Below are 17,294 nucleotides of genomic sequence, written 5' to 3'. Positions count from 1 at the left end.
ATTTGGAGTAAAATCTATGAGCATGCAAGATCCGATTTCGGATATGCTGACCCGCGTTCGTAACGGTCAGGCAGCAAATAAAGTTGCTGTAAAAATGCCTTCTTCAAAGCTTAAAGTTGCAATTGCTGCACTACTAAAAGCTGAAGGTTACATCGCAGACTTCGCTGTAAGCGGCGAAGCGAAACCAGAGCTAGAAGTAACTCTTAAGTACTTCCAAGCTAAACCAGTAATCGAGCAAATCCAACGTGTTTCACGTCCAGGTCTGCGTGTCTACAAAAACAAAGACTCGCTACCTACTGTGATGGGCGGTTTGGGTGTTGCTGTAGTGTCCACTTCCAAGGGTCTGATGTCTGACCGTGCTGCTCGTAAAGCAGGTCTTGGTGGTGAAATCATCTGCTACGTAGCTTAATAGGAGTAGACTATGTCTCGTGTTGCTAAAGCACCTGTCGCTATTCCAGCTGGCGTAGAGGTGAAACTAAACGGCCAAGAACTTAGCGTTAAGGGTCCTAAAGGCGAATTGTCTCGTGTATTCAACGACGCTGTTGTGCTTTCTCAAGAAGAAAGCAAGCTAACTTTCGGTCCACGCGAAGGTGCAGCTAACGCATGGGCACAAGCTGGTACAGCTCGTGCACTTGCAAACAACATGGTTGTTGGTGTTACTGAAGGCTTTACTAAGAAGCTAACTCTAAAGGGTGTTGGTTACCGTGCTGCTGTTAAAGGCAACGCAGTAAGCTTGACTCTAGGCTTCTCTCACCCAGTTGAGCACGAAGTGCCAGCGGGTATTAAAGCCGAATGTCCAAGCCAAACTGAAATTGTCCTAACTGGTGCTGATAAGCAGTTAGTTGGTCAAGTTGCGGCTGACATTCGTTCTTACCGTGAGCCTGAGCCTTATAAAGGTAAAGGTGTTCGTTACGCAGATGAAAATGTGCGTACTAAAGAAGCTAAGAAGAAGTAAGGTAACACTATGGATAAGAAAGCATCTCGCATCCGTCGTGCTACACGTGCACGTCGTAAGATTGCAGAACTTCGCGCGACTCGCCTAGTTGTACACCGCACTCCTCGTCACGTGTATGCACAGGTTATCGCATCAAACGGCTCTGAGGTTATCGCTGCCGCTTCTACTGTAGAAAAGGCGATCCGTGAGCAAGTTAAGAATACTGGTAACGTTGACGCTGCTAAAGCTGTAGGTAAAGCTATTGCTGAGCGCGCTATCGAAAAAGGCATCTCTGATGTTGCTTTCGATCGTTCTGGTTTCCAATACCACGGTCGAGTAGCGGCGCTAGCAGATTCTGCTCGCGAAGCTGGTCTGAAATTCTAAGGTAGGGTTGGAAGATGGCTAAAGAACAACAACAAGCTACAGATTTGCACGAAAAGCTAATTGCTGTTAACCGTGTTTCTAAAACGGTTAAAGGTGGTCGAATCTTTAGTTTTACTGCACTAACTGTTGTTGGTGACGGTAATGGTCGCGTTGGTTTCGGTTACGGCAAAGCTCGTGAAGTACCAGCAGCGATTCAAAAAGCAATGGAAAAAGCGCGCCGTAACATGGTTACTGTAGCGCTTAATGACGGAACTCTTCACCACGCGGTGAAAGGTCGTCACACTGGCTCAAAAGTTTACATGCAGCCAGCTGCAGAAGGTACTGGTATCATCGCAGGTGGTGCGATGCGTGCAGTACTTGAAGTTGTAGGTGTTCATAACGTACTTGCTAAAGCATACGGTTCTACGAACCCTATCAACATCGTTCGCGCGACGATCGATGGTCTGAGTGGCATGAAGTCTCCTGAGATGGTTGCTGCTAAGCGTGGTCTAACTGTTGAATCTATTTCGGAGTAAGAACACCATGGCAACTATTAAAGTAACTCAAACTAAAAGCTCAATTGGCCGTCTACCAAAGCACAAAGCGTCTTTGCGTGGTCTAGGTCTTCGTCGTATCAACCACACTGTAGAACTTGAAGATACTCCGTGCGTGCGCGGAATGATCAACAAGGTTTACTACATGGTTAAAGTTGAGGAGTAATCAGAATGCGTTTGAATACTCTATCACCGGCTGCAGGTTCTAAACCTTCTAAGAAGCGTTTAGGTCGCGGTATCGGTTCAGGCCTTGGTAAAACAGGTGGCCGTGGTCATAAAGGTCAAAAATCACGTTCTGGCGGCAGTGTTCGTCCAGGTTTTGAAGGCGGTCAAATGCCTTTGAAACAGCGTCTACCAAAATTCGGTTTCACTTCTCGTAAGAGCCTAGTGACTTCTGAAGTTCGTCTAGGTGAACTAGCGAAGGTAGATGGTGACGTAGTTGATCTAAACAGCTTGAAAGCTGCTAACGTAATCACTAAGAACATCGAATTTGTTAAAGTTGTTCTTTCTGGTGAAATCAGCAAAGCTGTGACTGTTAAAGGTCTACGCGTAACTAAAGGTGCTAAAGCTGCAATCGAAGCTGCAGGCGGTAAAATCGAGGATTAATACTCGAGGGACGAGGTACAGATGGCTAAAAAACCAGGACAAGATTTTCGTAGTGCTCAAAGCGGCTTAGCTGAACTAAAGTCGCGCTTATTATTCGTATTAGGTGCACTTTTAGTATTCAGAGCGGGCTCTTTTGTGCCGATCCCTGGTATTGACGCAGCTGTACTTGCCGATTTGTTCGAACAGCAAAAGGGTACCATCGTAGAAATGTTTAACATGTTCTCCGGTGGTGCACTTGAGCGTGCTTCTATATTAGCGTTGGGCATCATGCCGTATATTTCGGCATCGATTGTTGTCCAACTGCTAACTGTAGTTCATCCTGCGTTAGCTGAACTCAAGAAAGAGGGTGAAGCCGGCCGTCGTAAGATAAGCCAATATACGCGTTACGGCACGCTTGTACTTGCTACATTCCAAGCTATTGGTATTGCAACTGCTTTGCCAAGCATGGTCACAGGTCAATTGGTCGTTATCGATCAAACCATGTTTACTGTTATTGCAACCATCAGTCTAGTAACCGGCACCATGTTCTTAATGTGGTTAGGTGAACAGATTACTGAGCGAGGAATTGGTAACGGTATCTCATTGATTATCTTTGCAGGTATCGTCGCTGGATTGCCATCGGCAATCGGTCAAACAATAGAGCAAGCGCGTCAAGGTGAACTGAACGTACTTCTTCTGTTGCTAATTGCTGTTTTAGCGTTTGCAGTGATTTATTTCGTTGTTTTCATGGAGCGTGGTCAACGTCGAATCGTCGTTAACTATGCGAAACGTCAGCAAGGTCGTAAAGTTTTTGCAGCGCAAAGCACACACTTGCCTCTTAAAATTAATATGGCAGGTGTGATACCAGCGATTTTTGCGTCTAGTATTATTTTGTTCCCAGGAACATTAGCGCAGTGGTTTGGTAACTCAGGTGGTGAGGACAGCGCATTCAGTTGGTTAACTGATGTGTCTTTGGCCCTTAGCCCTGGACAGCCTCTGTATGTAATGCTTTATGCAGCAGCGATTATTTTCTTCTGTTTCTTTTATACAGCGTTGGTTTTCAACCCGCGTGAAACAGCAGATAATTTGAAGAAGTCTGGAGCGTTCGTACCCGGTATCCGCCCAGGTGAGCAGACAGCTAAGTACATTGATAAAGTAATGACGCGATTAACCCTTGCAGGTGCGCTATACATTACCTTTATCTGTCTGATTCCCGAGTTCATGATGATCGCTTGGAACGTACGTTTCTATTTTGGCGGTACATCACTACTTATCGTAGTTGTTGTTATCATGGACTTTATGGCACAGGTACAGACTCATCTGATGTCACAACAGTATGATTCTGTGTTGAAAAAAGCGAATCTGAAAGGCTACGGTCGTTAATTCGACAGTAGTTTCAGATTTCATTACGGAGTTTAGCAATGAAAGTTCGTGCTTCCGTTAAAAAAATCTGCCGTAACTGTAAAGTAATCAAGCGTAACGGTGTCGTTCGCGTGATTTGCAGTGAGCCAAAGCACAAGCAGCGCCAAGGCTAATTTAAGCAGAAATTTTTACTTGAAATATAAGGTAGTGTCGAGTATATTCCTCGGCCTACCTTTTGCGTGCAAAAGAAGTAGTATCCCGCAGCGTATCCTCTACGGGCTTTGCTGCGGATAATTTCTTATATAAGTACTAGGAGTGAATAGTGGCCCGTATAGCAGGCATTAACATTCCTGATCAGAAGCATGCTGTGATTGCATTAACTGCAATTTACGGCATCGGTAAAACTCGCGCTCAAGCTATTCTAGCTGACGTGAGTATTGCTGAAAATGTGAAGATCAGTGAACTAACTGAAGAGCAGATTGATCAACTGCGTGATGGTGTAGCTAAGTACACTGTAGAAGGTGATCTACGTCGTGAAGTTTCCATGAACATCAAGCGTCTTATGGACCTTGGTTGTTACCGTGGTCTTCGTCATCGTCGCAGTCTACCACTACGTGGACAGCGTACTAAAACCAACGCTCGCACCCGTAAGGGTCCGCGCAAGCCGATCAAAAAATAATCGGAAGGTAGAGTACAATGGCAAAACAACCAACTCGCGCTCGTAAGCGCGTACGCAAGCAAGTAGCAGATGGCGTAGCGCACATCCATGCTTCTTTCAATAACACAATCGTAACCATCACTGACCGTCAAGGTAATGCTCTTGCATGGGCAACAGCTGGCGGTTCTGGTTTCCGCGGTTCTCGTAAATCTACACCGTTCGCTGCACAGGTTGCTGCTGAGCGTTGTGGTGAAATGGCCAAAGAATATGGCTTAAAGAACCTAGAAGTTATGGTCAAGGGCCCAGGTCCTGGTCGTGAGTCTACTATCCGCGCTCTAAACGCTGCGGGTTTCCGTATCACAAACATTGTTGATGCGACTCCGATCCCTCATAACGGTTGTCGTCCACCTAAGAAACGTCGCGTATAACGTTTCTAGGAAAGTTGGAGAAGAATCATGGCAAGATATTTGGGTCCTAAGCTGAAGCTTAGCCGTCGCGAAGGCACTGACTTATTCCTTAAGTCTGGTGTTCGTGCGATTGATACCAAGTGTAAAATCGATAACGCACCAGGTGTACACGGCGCTCGTCGCGGTCGTCTATCTGAATATGGCGTTCAGCTTCGTGAGAAGCAAAAAGTTCGTCGTATGTACGGCGTTCTAGAAAAACAATTCCGTAACTACTACAAAGAAGCTGCACGCCTTAAAGGCAACACGGGTGAAAACCTACTTCAGCTTCTTGAAGGTCGTCTTGATAACGTAGTTTACCGCATGGGCTTTGGTGCAACTCGCGCAGAAGCACGTCAGCTAGTTAGCCACAAAGCTATCCTAGTAAACGGTAAAGTTGTAAACGTTCCTTCATTCAAAGTTGCGGCTAACGACGTTGTATCTATTCGTGAGAAAGCTAAACAGCAATCTCGCATTAAGGCAGCTATTGAAGTTGCTGAACAACGCGAAAAACCAACTTGGATTGAAGTAGATGGTGGCAAGATGGAAGGTACGTTCAAGCGTTTGCCTGAGCGTTCAGATCTGTCAGCTGACATCAACGAACACCTGATCGTCGAGCTTTACTCTAAGTAAGGTTTAAATTAAAGAGAGGACACAATGCAGGGTTCTGTAACAGAATTTCTTAAGCCACGTCTTGTTGACATTGAACAAGTTAGCACGACACACGCAAAAGTAACTCTTGAGCCATTAGAGCGTGGCTTTGGTCATACTCTAGGTAATGCGCTTCGTCGCATTCTTCTATCTTCTATGCCTGGTTGCGCAGTAACCGAGGTTGAGATTGAAGGCGTTCTTCACGAGTACAGCACCAAAGAAGGTGTACAAGAAGATATCCTTGAGATCCTTCTTAACCTGAAAGGTCTTGCTGTTAAAGTGGCAGAGGGCAAAGATGAAGTGTTTATTACACTGAACAAATCAGGCTCGGGCCCTGTTGTTGCAGGTGACATCACCCATGATGGTGATGTAGAGATCGCTAACCCAGAGCACGTTATTTGTCATCTAACTGATGATAATGCTGAAATCGCTATGCGTATTAAAGTAGAACGTGGTCGTGGTTATGTTCCAGCATCGTCTCGAATCCATACTGAAGAAGATGAGCGTCCAATCGGTCGTTTGCTTGTTGACGCTACTTACAGTCCTGTAGACAAAATTGCCTACACTGTAGAAGCGGCACGTGTTGAGCAGCGTACTGACTTGGATAAGCTTGTTATCGATATGGAAACGAACGGTACTCTTGATCCAGAAGAAGCAATTCGTCGTTCTGCAACAATCCTTGCTGAGCAACTTGATGCCTTCGTAGATCTTCGTGACATTCGTGTCCCTGAAGAGAAGGAAGAGAAGCCGGAGTTCGATCCGATCCTACTGCGTCCTGTAGACGATCTTGAACTAACAGTTCGCTCTGCTAACTGTTTGAAAGCAGAAGCGATTCACTACATCGGTGATCTTGTACAGCGTACTGAGGTTGAGCTACTTAAAACGCCTAACCTTGGTAAGAAGTCTCTTACTGAGATTAAAGACGTGCTTGCTTCACGTGGACTGTCTCTAGGCATGCGCCTAGAAAACTGGCCACCAGCGTCGATCGCTGAAGATTAATCGATAATAGTTAGAAGGATTAGGTCATGCGCCATCGTAAGAGTGGTCGTCAACTCAACCGCAACAGCAGTCATCGCAAGGCGATGTTCAGCAACATGGCTAGCTCTCTAGTACGTCATGAAGTTATCAAGACTACTTTGCCAAAAGCAAAAGAGCTGCGTCGCGTCGTTGAGCCTTTGATTACACTAGCTAAGACTGACAGCGTTGCTAACCGTCGTCTGGCATTTGCTCGCACTCGTGATAACGAAGTTGTGGCAAAACTATTTAACGAACTAGGTCCACGTTTCGCTGCTCGTCAGGGCGGTTACACTCGTATCCTAAAAGCCGGTTTCCGTACTGGTGACAAAGCTCCAATGGCTTACATTGAGCTTGTTGATCGCCCAGAAGTTGCTGAAGAAGCAGCTGCTGAGTAATCAGTTCGTGTAGAACTTAAAAGCCGAGCGTAATGCTCGGCTTTTTTGTACCTGCCAATTAGGGATTAAGCTTTTAAGGCTTGTTCTAAGTCTGCGATGATGTCATCTATATGTTCAATACCAACCGATAAGCGAATCATTTCAGGTACAACACCTGCGTTTGCTTGTTCTTCGACACTCATCTGCCTGTGAGTTGTTGAAGCAGGATGACACGCAAGCGATTTGGCATCGCCGATATTTACGAGTCTCTTGAAAAGATTAAGTGCATCGTAAAAACGCACACCGGCATCGTAGCCATCTTTCAAACCAAATGACAAAATAGCAGAGGGTTTACCGCCCATGTATTTTTGAGCCAGACCGTAATGATCAGAGCTCTCCAATCCCGCATAGCTAACCCAACTGACTTTCTCATGCTGTTCTAGATATTTGGCTACCTTTAATGCGTTATCGCAATGTCTTTCCATTCTAAGGGAAAGGGTTTCCAATCCTTGCATTAGCATGAATGCATTCATAGGTGATAAAGCAGCCCCCGTATTACGCAGTGGGACTGTTCTTGCTCTTCCTATAAAGGCTGCTTCACCGAAGGCTTCTGTGTATACAACACCATGGTAGGAAGGTTCAGGCTGATTGAATACAGGGAATCGATCCTTATACTTTGCCCATGGGAATTTTCCTGAATCAACAATAACTCCCCCAAGAGTGGTGCCGTGACCTCCTACGTATTTCGTAAGGGAGTGAACGACAATGTCCGCACCAAATTGAATAGGTTTACAAAGGACAGGTGTTGCGACCGTATTATCAACAATGACGGGAACGCCTTTCGCGTGCGCTAAGGTTGAAATGCTCTCAATGTCGACGATGTTACCTGCTGGATTGCCTATAGACTCACAATAAACCGCTTTGGTATTTTCATCGATTAACTCAGCTAAACTTTCAGGTTTATCATCCTTTGCGAACTTAACCTCAATGCCTTGTTGTGGCAGCATATGCGCAAATAAAGTGTAGGTACCGCCATAGAGCTGAGGCGTCGAGACAATGTTGTCTCCACTCTGAGCTAGCGTTAGGACCGCGTAATTAATTGCGGCACTACCAGCACTCACAACTAACCCAGCAATCCCATCTTCTAACGCAGCCATTCTTTGCTCTAGCACGTCATTAGTAGGGTTCATTATGCGAGTATAGATATTTCCGGGGACTTCTAAATTGAAGAGATCAGCGCCATGCTGAGCGTTGTCGAATTCATAAGCAACGGTTTGATATATCGGGGTAGCAACAGCTTTAGTTGTGGGATCGGTTTGATAGCCGTGATGAATTGACAGTGTTTCGTCTTTCATAATACCTACTCTTCCATGATTAAAAATTCAGAGTGGCATACTTTTCAGTTTGTTAAAGAGAGGGTGGTCAAAAACCACCCAATTATTGATTGGAGTGTTACTGGTCGTTAACGCTCTATTGCCAAATTTTCCCAAGCGAATCCAGAAGACCTGAAGATGCATTCTGTGTACCTAAGTATTTCAGAATGATGGGGGCAAACTGTGTCACCATTGATGGGTCCAGACCTAGTTTACTAAAAATATCCGATACGGCACCAAAGTTACTCGCGAGTCCTGATAGCCCTGGTATTGAACCAGTTAACGAACTCAGACCCGGAATCGCAGAAGTAAGTTCTGTCGTTTGCGAAGCTCCTAAAGAATTGGAAGCGAGTGCTAAGAGCGCGCCAGCGCCGCCTGTTGCCTGAGTAGGTGAAACATCCAGTTGCGAGCTTAGCATTTTTACTAAATCTGAATCAGCTTGAGTGTCGACTTGGCTTGAGAAAGCATCGTTAGCAAGTGAGTTAAGGTCTACTGAGGGTTTTTCCTCAGAAGAACCAAAGCCGAAGAATGCGTAGCTTGGAGAGACAAGCAGCAGCGCAGATAATGTGATAATCGTTGTTTTAATTTTCATAACTCATTCCTATATAAAGGCACTAAAACTCAAACCATTTTAAAATTTCAAGATACTTTGAATGGAGCTTCTTGATGCGGTTAGAGTGTCTTAATCCTAGTCGGATTTTCCGTTTTGAGTGGAGAGTCGTGCCGAGAATACAAAACGGGAATGAGCAGTTTACTTTAAGACGTAAAAAAAGCGGTGCTGAGCACCGCTTCATTTTTGAGACGACGTAAAATTACAGGATAGCCAATAGTTCTACTTCGAATACTAGAGCTGCATAAGGAGGGATAGATGCACCAGCACCGCGCTCGCCATATGCAAGATCTTGAGGAATGTATAGTTTCCACTTAGAACCAACAGGCATCAATTGAAGTGCTTCAACCCAACCTTTGATTACGCCAGTTACAGGGAACTCAGCAGGTTGACCGCGAGAAACAGAGCTGTCGAATACAGTACCGTCAGTCAATTCGCCGTGGTAGTGAACACGAACAGATTTGTCTGAACTTGGTATTTCGCCAGTACCTTCAGTGATCACTTCGTACTGTAGACCAGATTCAAGAACGGTTACTTCAGAGCGTAGAGCGTTGTCTTTCAGGAACGCTTCACCGTCTGCTGCTGCTACTTTTGCTACTTCTGCGCGAGCAGATTCTGCACGAGTGTGAAGCTCTTGAAGTGCGTTGTTGATATCATCAACTTCAATCTCAGGCATGCCGCCAGTCAATGCAGTAGCGATGCCTTTTGCGATCGCGTCTACATTCAAACCTTCAAGACCGCTACCAGCCAATTGTTGACCCATTTGCAGACCAATTCCGTAGCTTGCTTTCTGCTCTACGGTTTCTAATTTGATTTCAGACATCTTGTCTCTCTATTGTGTGAATTTGTGCAGCAAAAGGATAGCAGTTCTACTAGCGTGAAGAAACGGCAAATGCCAATATATGTCAAGTTACTGTTAACTTGTGTAACGGTCCGTTTTGTTAAGGAACCGTGTTCGTAGATAATAGAAAGACAGTTCGCTAAGGTATATGCATTATGAATCGGAGAGTGGCTAGAACTCGCCAGCCAAAATTATTCGATCAACTAAAAAGTAAGTTCGAAGGTGTTGATGCACGAGCAATAGGCTCCAAGATAAAACATCATTGGGCAAGTATGCCCAAGCTCCATCAAAGGGGCGTTATTGGGCTATCTGTTGCGGTTGTCATTCTTTTTCTTTTGCCAGCTCCTAGTGAATCTGTGCCGGATGAAAAAGAACCAGAAAGTGTGCGTAAACCTTTGTATATCACAACGACAGGTTTGAGCGAGCAATCTTCATCCAGTAGTCAACAGGCTCCTCGTACGGAAGCTTGGAAGGAATATATTGTTAAGTCTGGAGATACACTTGCTCAGGTTTTTCGTTCTAACGAGCTACCTATGACCGATCTCAACGCACTGGTTAAGATTGAGGGAATCGACAAGCCACTCAGTAAGATAAGAGAAGGGCAGCTAATTCGATTTAAATTGGATGATGATGGAAAGCTGGACATATTACAGCTTGAGCAAAAATCGGTATCAGTGATGTTTTTTAGACTCTCAGATGGCGGGTTTGGTCGAAGTAAATAATGAACGGTGTAAAGCGACTTCAGTCAATCGCGGAAGTCGCTTTCTTTTCTTTATAAGTTCAAGTGCTTATGGGTGATGACCCAGATAAGTTTTGGCTTCTTCTTTTCCCATGTATTTCCCCAATGTCCTTTCGGGTACATTACGTAAATCCACTACGATTAACCCATCTAATGCGTCGTTAAATTCTGGGTCGACATTGAAACAGACTAACTGACCATTTAAGCCCAGGTATTGCCTTAAAAGTACCGGTAACCCTTTGCCTTCTTCCATGCGAGCAAGCACTTTGGACAGTAGCTGGACGCTGCCTAACGCACTGAGCATGTCATTACGCCAAAAAACCGATTCATCTTTTTTAAGTGGTACCGATGGGGAGACCAAGTTGGCTTTATGTTCATCGTAGTGATGAATGGAAAGGCAACTTGCCATCAGTTGACGTGCAATTTGGCTATAGTCATTACTTATGCTAACGGGACCGTATAAATGCGTGTACTTCGGATTACGATAAACATAGCTCGCAATACCTTTCCAAAGCATCAAAAGAGATTGCAGGTTTCTCTGATAAGGCTTATTGACGACAGAGCGACCAAGCTCAATGGAATGGTCGAGACTTTCGACAAACGATTGGCTGTAGTTAAACAAACTACGAGAGTACAGACCTTTCAGTCCATGTTGCTGCAAGATTTCATCAACTTTACCCAACCGATAGCTTCCGACTAACTGTTTGTCTTTACTGTGCCAAATAAAGAGATGATCGTAATACTCATCATAATGGTCTAGATCTAACGCCTTACCAGTGCCTTCACCTACATCTCGGAAATTCGCTTCTCTTACTCTGCCAATCTCTTGAATCAGGTTTGGGATCTGTGTTTTTCTCGCGCAATAAACCGAAAAATCGCCTTGAGAGAGAAGTAAGCATTCACTTGGAAGCGCATTCACTTCATCTTGTAGCCTTTCACTATCTATTGCATCCATAACTGGTGTGGAGAATGAAGCCAGTTGTACACTCTTTGATTGTCCGGACTGCTTGCGAAGTAAATAGGTGTTTAGCCTGAGGTAGTGAACTAAATCTTGCTCCGAATTCAGAGATTTCATTTCTGAGTAAAGAATGGGTTCGCCGATGGACAGCTGTATTTGAGACGATCGCTTCCCGATCATTTCTCTACCTAACATTGCGGTTCTTAGAAGTGGGTGTATTTTACCCGCTAGATAAAACAACGAACTGTTTTTCCCTTCGATATAGATAGGTACACACGTTGCCTCACTTTTTTTAACCAGCTTGGCAACAGAACGGCTCCAAGTTTTGTCTTGTAGCTGTGCATCTTGATAAGTAGACACTTCACCCGCTGGGAAAATGATCAGCGCTCCACCATTAGCCAGATGTTGGTGTGCACTGCGCATCGCTGTTAAGTTTGTTTTTATTGCATTTTTAGATTCAAAAACATCCACACCAATGAACAAATCAGACAGCTCAGGAAGTTGTTTGAGCAATTCATTCGCCATCACTTTTACATCGGGTCTTCGGTGGCGAACTAAAGCGGCCAATATCACCCCTTCAATCGCCCCAAGTGGATGGTTGGCAACAATGACAACGGGACCTTCTTCTGGAATGCTATTTAATGAGCCTTGTTGGACGTTATAGTCGATATTAAGAGCTTGAAGTGTGTAATCCATAAACTCAAAACAATCGAGATCCATTGGACGCTTTTGGTATAAGGAATCCAAATAACGCAGCCCTGTGACTCGTTCTGCAACCCGCTCTACTATTCGAAACGGTGTGACAGCGGGAAGCTGAAACGGAGAAGAGGTAACTTGCATAGATTTCTCCTACTTACTGACTAGCTCTGGCCAATTTTTGTCGCCGCTACTAATAAAACCAGGGATGTCTTTTTCCCAACGAGACTTAATGTCCGCGTCGTAGTTTAGGTACAGCTTGCCATCAACAATGTTCCACTGAAGGGGATCGCCCGGCGCTGTATCGTTTTTAGCCCCGACTGCCCACGCACAATATCCACCATATTGAGGTGCGTATTTCTCGGGGTTTTGAATGAACTTATCGAGATTCTCTTTGGATGTGAAATACCATTCAGCGCCTTGATATTCGATGGTATGGTCGCTACTGCCTTTTTGTGGTTCGCTGGCTTCGAAATAGCTGACTGCGTCATAACCAGAAATCGCTTTGCTACTAAAAAAGCCAGTATAGATAGGGTCTGCCGCATAGGTCATGGCGGAGAACATCCCTAATACTAGCGTACAAAATACGGTGATCATGCGTTTCATAATGGGTTCCTCGTTATGCAATTTTTACATTGGATGAAGGGATTAAAGAGATTCTATTTTGAGTGAGATACGATTCCGTAATACCACAGCAAGGTGAGCCAGGGTGATAGCTCATACCTCTTTCCGAACTCGTCACTAAAATATGCGTGAAGCTGACGGTATGGGCGTCTTTGCGATGCATACACGTAGATAAGTGTCCCTTGCTTGGAATATGAGAAGCGTGAAATTCCAGCAATTGATCGACGTTGGCGTGAGTGGATGTATACGCTTGGTAACATTCACTTCTCAGTTCAAACGCTTTTTGGTAATCGACAGAAGACGAGATTAATGGAGGGTTAGGCCGTATATAAACCAAAGATTGCCCTGTCCAACAAACCCCTTTTACTGTTGAGTGATGACGCGTTAAATCGGGTTCAAAAATCAGTAATGAAAAAGGTGCGAAAGATTTCAAATCAATCGACTGCAAGTATTCATCTACTTGAGCATAGTTTTGAAAAGCCGCTAAAGATTTAACCAGCAAACCTCGACTTGTTAATACACCCTTCGGAACGTTTCCTTGGTAGTAATTTAATAAACAGATTGACTGACCATGTTCGTTCGTTGCAATCCAGCTGCCACCACCATCAGGGTCAACCGGCATAAGGTATTCGACACCTTGGTGGCAAAAAGGCGTGGGCGGTACAGCTTGAGCTCGGCTTTTTTGCTCGTCTCGGTTAAAAAAGACCTGGTAGCCATCATCCTTTAACAGCCAAGATACGGTGCACATTAGTCTTGCTCCCTTAAGTATGTCGCGGTAGCGGGTGCGAATCCCAATTCTTTATCAGTCTGATAACCCAATTGGAGAGCCAGCACTTTCATTAGCGCGTAATGATGCGTTGTATGAGCTGCCGCAAACGCGATTTCTCGCTCCAGCTGGGAAGTGAGTTCAGCGCTCAGTGTTTCTGATAAGGCAACTTCTGTTTTAACGGATATCGAGCGTTTCAATTCTTCAGGTGTTAGCTTGCTGAGCCAATGCTTTATGGCTTGGAATTCAACAATGGCAAGCTCTCGCGTTTTTTCCACATCGTGTCCGCGTCTGCGAAGGTTGTAATCTACGCCATTTTCGTAATCTGAAAGCGCATGAAAAATATCTAATACATGACGGCAATGTTCACCCATCGAGCTTGTCACTAATGGTGGTGTTGCGAGTTGATAATCATCCGAATTAATCTGCATCAGTAAATCGATGCCTTGATCAATCGTTTCAATGGTCCCCAATACGGTGGAAGATAAATTTTGCAATGAAGCAGTAAGCGAAATAGGCGCAATTTGCATAAGTTGTCCTTGTTCTAATCGGTTTGCGGATACGCATTGATAAGCTGTTTTTCTTCGCGCCACGCTGCCAGTAACTGGCTTATCGATGGTGGCTTATGCCCAGCTTTTTTCTGCAATGCGCCAATCGCAAACAATGTGCGATATTGGAATAAAAGGGTGGAAAAAATTTCTCGTAATGGGGTTTTTCGATCCCAGATGTGTGCGGCTTCTGAGCTCGCTCCATTGATTTCCAAAATGGTAAAGTTCTTCCCGTCCATGAGCTCATAAATATCCTGAAATTTAATATCCAGACGCCCGTAGCAAAAACCTTCAACATCATCGAATATGCGGTCCAGTTGCTCGGTTAGCTTCTCGGAAATATAGGCATTTCCATTTCTAAATATGCTGCCTCGGCTATGGCTACCAGCAAATGCCAACTGAAAGGATTCTCCTTTCTGTAATATTTGATTGAGCTTTGATTGGTGGCGAGGGAAATACAAATGCGTCAGTTGACCTGCTCTAGGGTCTGCCTCAATCAATTCTTTAAGTGTTGATTGCCCATCACCTTCAACAAATGGGGCGTATTTCAACGTTAGAGAGATGACTTTCCCTTTCTTTTCTCCGGGGTAGCGAACGTAGAACACACCCGCTTCAGCTGGGTAAGGGGCTTTTTCTTGCAATAGGAATCGAGAATCCTTGGGGAAACTTTCGAAGTATTGCGTCAGTTGATCCATGTTATGTAAAAGCTTTACGCCAGCACCACGGCAACCGAGATCAGGTTTTGCAACGATAGGGAAATCCAATCCACTATCTTGCATTTGCTGATAAGCCTTGGACGACTGCTCCGCTACGTCTTCACCGGTTTGGAATACCGTGATAAAGGGAGAAACCCATTGGCGAGCATAGCTGCCAGCCAAAGAAAGGATATCGTGTTTGGATTCACCCACCATACCGCTGAGTTTAATGCTCGGATTAGCGACTAGTGGCAAGCGAACATCACCATAGCGCAGAGCAAGAGCAAAGCTTTGGAGCACTACTGGGGTATAGAACACCCAAGCAGGTAAAAATTCGTAAGGTGAAATACTACCTTGCTGATCCTGTACAAACTTTGGCATCCCTTTGTTGATGCCAGTTTCAACGTCGATCGCTTCAAACTGGCTGTCTAGTGCCAACGGCGAACTTGTCATTATACTCTCCTTGAAAAGCGAGATTTCATAAGTCGGTTACCCATTACCAAAGTGATAAACAGCACTGGTATCAGTAACCATTGATGTGAGCTGGCTTGAATCCATGCCTGTTGACCCAGCCAGAAAGTGCAGCCAAATATCAGTGCCGTCCACAATGCTGTCGCAAACAGTACGGCAGACATAAAAGAAGCGAGAGGCAGTTGAAAAAAGCCACTTAAGGAATAGCCCAATGTCCGAAGACCAGGGATAAAGCGAATAATGAATAGATTGAAAATAGGGCGGTTGTGCAGTTTGTGACGAACCCAGCGCATCGATTTGTGAGAAAGTAGGCGATAACGTAACCCACGAGATTGGTGAGCCCATTTTCCTAAGTAATAGAGCCCTAAATCACCCGTTGCGATACCGATGAAGATAGCAATCAGAGCCATAGATGTCGGCATGGCTCCTTGAGTTGCAAGTCCAGCCGCACCAAGAATGGCTAAATCTTCTAGCAGATAGGAAACCAAAATCACCCCTAGCATTAAGCTTAAGAGTGTTTGTTGTGACGCCCAAAGATTAAACTGTTGCGCATATTCAGCCACGTCTAACTGCACCTTTGTATGAATTACGTGAAGCCATTCTTGGAGTGACCACGGAGCGTGGAAAATTTCAGGAATAGCGTGATAACTTCAACAAAGACCGGAGAAAAGTGCTGAAGTATTCACCATTTCATAAAAAGTTTAGACGTTATTAAGGAGATTGACGCTTTTTGGTGGCTTTAATAGGCATCATAGGCAAAACAATCAGTAAGATACCGACCGCAGTGAGCCAGTCTGGAATTTCGTTAAACCACAACACGCCAAATAACGTAACGAATAACAATCCAGAATATTCCGCTAGGGCAATTTGCGATGTTTCAGCTTTTTTGTAGGCAGCAACGGCAAAGCCATTGTAGGCAAGAATGCAACATGCACTGAAAACGATCCACAATAAGGACTCGAAAGAAATGGGTTGCCAGTTTGCCCAAGCTAACGCACCTGAGATTGGCAGTGAGAAAATGGAGGTCCAAAATAAAGTGGCCGCGACAGGTTGATTGCCTGGAAGCTTGCGAACCAATACATTAAATAACGCTAACGTTACGGCCGTGCCTAAAGCAAAAATGGCTGCCCAATGAAATTGTGAAGGGCGAAGCACCAGTAGCACACCAGCAAAGCCAATGAATGTGGCGATAATTTTAGTCGTTTGAGGTTTTTCTTTGAGTAACCAAGCCGAAAGAGGAAGCATTAATAGCGGAGCGGCATAGAATACTGCATTAGCCGTTGCTAACGGTAAGTGAGTAATTGCTATCACCATACAACCACTGCCAATAAGCACTAAATGTGACCGTAGGAGGTTGATAGGCAAGCCTTTTAATCTACGTTCGGTTGGTTGAAGCCGAATCCATAGTGGTAAAACAATCAAAGCGGAAACCAATTGGCGAATGAATATGTATTGGAAAACATTCGCACCGTCTCCCAGAACCTTAACAGCAACATCCGATACAGACGCCATTAAGTTGCCCGCAATCAAGAATAAAAGTGCAAGGTTGATTGGGTTTATAGGCACCTTTCTTTCGCTTCCCTGACCATGCCAATATGGGGAATACCATCTTCTAGGTACATTTCTGTGCACTGCACAAAGCCATGTTTTCCGTAGTACTGGCTAAGGTGTTCTTGAGCGCTTATTTGAACGGGAATATTACCCCACACAGATTCTAAGTTCGTAAGGGCTTGCTGCATCAATTCATGCCCGAGTCCGGTGCCTCGCGCACTTTCTTTGGTCGCCACTCGACCGATACTTGCAGCATTTGGATAGCTAATACCTTCAGCAAGCAATCTGGCACAGGCGACCAGCTCTTCTCCATCATATCCCAATAGATGAAAAGCGCCTTCTGCATGGTCTTTGTCATCCAATTCAGGATAAGGGCAGTCTTGCTCCACAACAAATACATCCACCCGTAATTTGATCATTTGGTAGAGCTGCATAGTGGAAAGTTGGGTAAAAGAAAGGAGTTGCCAATTGATCATAGTAA

General features: G+C 44.8%; 25 protein-coding genes. 14 read left to right on the top strand and 11 right to left on the bottom strand.

Annotation, left to right across the window (positions count from 1 at the left end):
• The first annotated feature begins 16 nt into the window (after nt 1–16).
• The 13 genes from rpsH (at nt 17) to rplQ (ending at nt 6,962) form a co-directional block, all read left to right on the top strand.
• Complete coding sequence (rpsH, locus tag CW749_RS06225; protein ID WP_101111179.1) at nt 17–409, top strand: 30S ribosomal protein S8; 393 nt, start codon at nt 17–19, stop codon at nt 407–409.
• Nucleotides 410–421: 12 nt separating this feature from the next.
• Nucleotides 422–955: a 50S ribosomal protein L6 gene (gene rplF / locus CW749_RS06220; RefSeq protein ID WP_101111178.1), complete on the top strand. Its 534-nt coding sequence runs from the start codon at nt 422–424 to the stop codon at nt 953–955.
• A 9-nt stretch (nt 956–964) separates the two neighbouring features.
• Complete coding sequence (rplR, locus tag CW749_RS06215) at nt 965–1,318, top strand: 50S ribosomal protein L18 (RefSeq protein ID WP_101111177.1); 354 nt, start codon at nt 965–967, stop codon at nt 1,316–1,318.
• 14 nt (nt 1,319–1,332) lie between these two features.
• Nucleotides 1,333–1,833: a 30S ribosomal protein S5 gene (rpsE, locus tag CW749_RS06210; protein ID WP_101111176.1), complete on the top strand. Its 501-nt coding sequence runs from the start codon at nt 1,333–1,335 to the stop codon at nt 1,831–1,833.
• A gap of 7 nt (nt 1,834–1,840) precedes the next feature.
• The gene (gene rpmD, locus CW749_RS06205; RefSeq protein WP_101111175.1) at nt 1,841–2,017 is read left to right on the top strand and encodes a 50S ribosomal protein L30; all 177 of its coding nucleotides are present in this window, start codon (nt 1,841–1,843) and stop codon (nt 2,015–2,017) included.
• 5 nt (nt 2,018–2,022) lie between these two features.
• Nucleotides 2,023–2,457, top strand: coding sequence for a 50S ribosomal protein L15 (gene rplO / locus CW749_RS06200; protein WP_101111174.1), 435 nt, complete (start codon nt 2,023–2,025; stop codon nt 2,455–2,457).
• Between the two features lie 21 nt (nt 2,458–2,478).
• Nucleotides 2,479–3,819: a preprotein translocase subunit SecY gene (secY, locus tag CW749_RS06195; protein ID WP_101111173.1), complete on the top strand. Its 1,341-nt coding sequence runs from the start codon at nt 2,479–2,481 to the stop codon at nt 3,817–3,819.
• Between the two features lie 38 nt (nt 3,820–3,857).
• Nucleotides 3,858–3,971, top strand: coding sequence for a 50S ribosomal protein L36 (rpmJ, locus tag CW749_RS06190; RefSeq protein WP_000868186.1), 114 nt, complete (start codon nt 3,858–3,860; stop codon nt 3,969–3,971).
• Nucleotides 3,972–4,120: 149 nt separating this feature from the next.
• Nucleotides 4,121–4,477, top strand: coding sequence for a 30S ribosomal protein S13 (rpsM, locus tag CW749_RS06185; RefSeq protein WP_101111172.1), 357 nt, complete (start codon nt 4,121–4,123; stop codon nt 4,475–4,477).
• 17 nt (nt 4,478–4,494) lie between these two features.
• Nucleotides 4,495–4,884: a 30S ribosomal protein S11 gene (gene rpsK, locus CW749_RS06180; RefSeq protein ID WP_101111171.1), complete on the top strand. Its 390-nt coding sequence runs from the start codon at nt 4,495–4,497 to the stop codon at nt 4,882–4,884.
• 27 nt (nt 4,885–4,911) lie between these two features.
• On the top strand, nt 4,912–5,532 hold the full coding sequence (rpsD, locus tag CW749_RS06175) for a 30S ribosomal protein S4 (protein WP_101111170.1): 621 nt from the start codon (nt 4,912–4,914) through the stop codon (nt 5,530–5,532).
• A gap of 24 nt (nt 5,533–5,556) precedes the next feature.
• Complete coding sequence (gene rpoA / locus CW749_RS06170) at nt 5,557–6,549, top strand: DNA-directed RNA polymerase subunit alpha (RefSeq protein WP_101111169.1); 993 nt, start codon at nt 5,557–5,559, stop codon at nt 6,547–6,549.
• 26 nt (nt 6,550–6,575) lie between these two features.
• Nucleotides 6,576–6,962, top strand: coding sequence for a 50S ribosomal protein L17 (gene rplQ, locus CW749_RS06165; protein WP_101111168.1), 387 nt, complete (start codon nt 6,576–6,578; stop codon nt 6,960–6,962).
• 65 nt (nt 6,963–7,027) lie between these two features.
• Here the strand turns inward: rplQ and CW749_RS06160 are convergent, their stop codons facing one another.
• The 3 genes from CW749_RS06160 to CW749_RS06150 all read right to left on the bottom strand — a co-directional run bounded on the left by CW749_RS06160 (nt 7,028) and on the right by CW749_RS06150 (nt 9,747).
• Nucleotides 7,028–8,296, bottom strand: a complete 1,269-nt coding sequence (locus CW749_RS06160; RefSeq protein WP_101111167.1) for an O-acetylhomoserine aminocarboxypropyltransferase/cysteine synthase — start codon at nt 8,294–8,296, stop codon at nt 7,028–7,030.
• 115 nt (nt 8,297–8,411) lie between these two features.
• Entirely contained in the window at nt 8,412–8,906 is a 495-nt protein-coding gene (locus CW749_RS06155) for a DUF2780 domain-containing protein (RefSeq protein ID WP_101111166.1), read from the bottom strand.
• A 220-nt stretch (nt 8,907–9,126) separates the two neighbouring features.
• Nucleotides 9,127–9,747: an FKBP-type peptidyl-prolyl cis-trans isomerase gene (locus CW749_RS06150; RefSeq protein WP_101111165.1), complete on the bottom strand. Its 621-nt coding sequence runs from the start codon at nt 9,745–9,747 to the stop codon at nt 9,127–9,129.
• A 173-nt stretch (nt 9,748–9,920) separates the two neighbouring features.
• Here CW749_RS06150 and CW749_RS06145 point away from each other — a divergent pair, with 173 nt between their 5' ends.
• On the top strand, nt 9,921–10,487 hold the full coding sequence (locus CW749_RS06145) for a LysM-like peptidoglycan-binding domain-containing protein (protein ID WP_101111164.1): 567 nt from the start codon (nt 9,921–9,923) through the stop codon (nt 10,485–10,487).
• Nucleotides 10,488–10,553: 66 nt separating this feature from the next.
• Here CW749_RS06145 and CW749_RS06140 read toward each other — a convergent pair whose 3' ends face one another.
• The 8 genes from CW749_RS06140 to CW749_RS06105 form a co-directional block, all read right to left on the bottom strand.
• Nucleotides 10,554–12,302 carry a GNAT family N-acyltransferase gene (locus CW749_RS06140; RefSeq protein WP_101111163.1) on the bottom strand — a complete coding sequence of 583 codons (1,749 nt, stop codon included), beginning with the start codon at nt 12,300–12,302 and terminating at the stop codon, nt 10,554–10,556.
• Nucleotides 12,303–12,311: 9 nt separating this feature from the next.
• On the bottom strand, nt 12,312–12,764 hold the full coding sequence (locus CW749_RS06135; protein ID WP_101111162.1) for a YHS domain-containing (seleno)protein: 453 nt from the start codon (nt 12,762–12,764) through the stop codon (nt 12,312–12,314).
• Nucleotides 12,765–12,777: 13 nt separating this feature from the next.
• The gene (locus CW749_RS06130) at nt 12,778–13,530 is read right to left on the bottom strand and encodes an NRDE family protein (protein ID WP_101111161.1); all 753 of its coding nucleotides are present in this window, start codon (nt 13,528–13,530) and stop codon (nt 12,778–12,780) included.
• The gene (locus tag CW749_RS06125) at nt 13,530–14,078 is read right to left on the bottom strand and encodes a hypothetical protein (RefSeq protein WP_101111160.1); all 549 of its coding nucleotides are present in this window, start codon (nt 14,076–14,078) and stop codon (nt 13,530–13,532) included. The genes CW749_RS06130 and CW749_RS06125 overlap by 1 nt, the downstream gene beginning before the upstream one ends.
• A 14-nt stretch (nt 14,079–14,092) precedes the next feature.
• Nucleotides 14,093–15,244: a D-alanine--D-alanine ligase gene (locus tag CW749_RS06120; protein ID WP_101111159.1), complete on the bottom strand. Its 1,152-nt coding sequence runs from the start codon at nt 15,242–15,244 to the stop codon at nt 14,093–14,095.
• Entirely contained in the window at nt 15,244–15,765 is a 522-nt protein-coding gene (locus tag CW749_RS06115; protein WP_237322349.1) for a VTT domain-containing protein, read from the bottom strand. Before CW749_RS06115 ends, CW749_RS06120 begins: the two co-directional genes overlap by 1 nt.
• A gap of 208 nt (nt 15,766–15,973) precedes the next feature.
• Nucleotides 15,974–16,822 (bottom strand): DMT family transporter, encoded by an 849-nt coding sequence (locus CW749_RS06110; RefSeq protein WP_101111262.1) that lies wholly within the window; start codon nt 16,820–16,822, stop codon nt 15,974–15,976.
• Nucleotides 16,819–17,289, bottom strand: a complete 471-nt coding sequence (locus CW749_RS06105; protein WP_101111157.1) for a GNAT family N-acetyltransferase — start codon at nt 17,287–17,289, stop codon at nt 16,819–16,821. The genes CW749_RS06110 and CW749_RS06105 overlap by 4 nt, the downstream gene beginning before the upstream one ends.
• Nucleotides 17,290–17,294: the final 5 nt, after the last annotated feature.

Origin of the sequence: Vibrio sp. vnigr-6D03 (assembly GCF_002835515.1) — a bacterium.
In the GTDB taxonomy this organism is placed as follows: Bacteria; Pseudomonadota; Gammaproteobacteria; order Enterobacterales; family Vibrionaceae; genus Vibrio; species Vibrio penaeicida.
This window is presented reverse-complemented; position numbering and strand designations above follow the sequence as displayed.

What these genes read in the sequence shown, in the direction of transcription:
- CW749_RS06145 (WP_101111164.1), top strand. Translation starts at nt 9,921, where the DNA reads ATGAATCGGAGAGTGGCTAGAACTCGCCAGCCAAAATTATTCGATCAA.
- CW749_RS06115 (WP_237322349.1), bottom strand. Translation starts at nt 15,765, where the DNA reads ATGCTAGGGGTGATTTTGGTTTCCTATCTGCTAGAAGATTTAGCCATT.
- rplO (WP_101111174.1), top strand. Translation starts at nt 2,023, where the DNA reads ATGCGTTTGAATACTCTATCACCGGCTGCAGGTTCTAAACCTTCTAAG.
- CW749_RS06155 (WP_101111166.1), bottom strand. Translation starts at nt 8,906, where the DNA reads ATGAAAATTAAAACAACGATTATCACATTATCTGCGCTGCTGCTTGTC.
- rpoA (WP_101111169.1), top strand. Translation starts at nt 5,557, where the DNA reads ATGCAGGGTTCTGTAACAGAATTTCTTAAGCCACGTCTTGTTGACATT.
- rpsH (WP_101111179.1), top strand. Translation starts at nt 17, where the DNA reads ATGAGCATGCAAGATCCGATTTCGGATATGCTGACCCGCGTTCGTAAC.
- CW749_RS06125 (WP_101111160.1), bottom strand. Translation starts at nt 14,078, where the DNA reads ATGCAAATTGCGCCTATTTCGCTTACTGCTTCATTGCAAAATTTATCT.
- CW749_RS06160 (WP_101111167.1), bottom strand. Translation starts at nt 8,296, where the DNA reads ATGAAAGACGAAACACTGTCAATTCATCACGGCTATCAAACCGATCCC.
- CW749_RS06150 (WP_101111165.1), bottom strand. Translation starts at nt 9,747, where the DNA reads ATGTCTGAAATCAAATTAGAAACCGTAGAGCAGAAAGCAAGCTACGGA.
- rpmJ (WP_000868186.1), top strand. Translation starts at nt 3,858, where the DNA reads ATGAAAGTTCGTGCTTCCGTTAAAAAAATCTGCCGTAACTGTAAAGTA.
- rplQ (WP_101111168.1), top strand. Translation starts at nt 6,576, where the DNA reads ATGCGCCATCGTAAGAGTGGTCGTCAACTCAACCGCAACAGCAGTCAT.
- rplR (WP_101111177.1), top strand. Translation starts at nt 965, where the DNA reads ATGGATAAGAAAGCATCTCGCATCCGTCGTGCTACACGTGCACGTCGT.
- rpmD (WP_101111175.1), top strand. Translation starts at nt 1,841, where the DNA reads ATGGCAACTATTAAAGTAACTCAAACTAAAAGCTCAATTGGCCGTCTA.
- rpsK (WP_101111171.1), top strand. Translation starts at nt 4,495, where the DNA reads ATGGCAAAACAACCAACTCGCGCTCGTAAGCGCGTACGCAAGCAAGTA.
- CW749_RS06120 (WP_101111159.1), bottom strand. Translation starts at nt 15,244, where the DNA reads ATGACAAGTTCGCCGTTGGCACTAGACAGCCAGTTTGAAGCGATCGAC.
- CW749_RS06140 (WP_101111163.1), bottom strand. Translation starts at nt 12,302, where the DNA reads ATGCAAGTTACCTCTTCTCCGTTTCAGCTTCCCGCTGTCACACCGTTT.
- rplF (WP_101111178.1), top strand. Translation starts at nt 422, where the DNA reads ATGTCTCGTGTTGCTAAAGCACCTGTCGCTATTCCAGCTGGCGTAGAG.
- rpsD (WP_101111170.1), top strand. Translation starts at nt 4,912, where the DNA reads ATGGCAAGATATTTGGGTCCTAAGCTGAAGCTTAGCCGTCGCGAAGGC.
- CW749_RS06130 (WP_101111161.1), bottom strand. Translation starts at nt 13,530, where the DNA reads ATGTGCACCGTATCTTGGCTGTTAAAGGATGATGGCTACCAGGTCTTT.
- secY (WP_101111173.1), top strand. Translation starts at nt 2,479, where the DNA reads ATGGCTAAAAAACCAGGACAAGATTTTCGTAGTGCTCAAAGCGGCTTA.
- CW749_RS06105 (WP_101111157.1), bottom strand. Translation starts at nt 17,289, where the DNA reads ATGATCAATTGGCAACTCCTTTCTTTTACCCAACTTTCCACTATGCAG.
- CW749_RS06135 (WP_101111162.1), bottom strand. Translation starts at nt 12,764, where the DNA reads ATGAAACGCATGATCACCGTATTTTGTACGCTAGTATTAGGGATGTTC.
- rpsE (WP_101111176.1), top strand. Translation starts at nt 1,333, where the DNA reads ATGGCTAAAGAACAACAACAAGCTACAGATTTGCACGAAAAGCTAATT.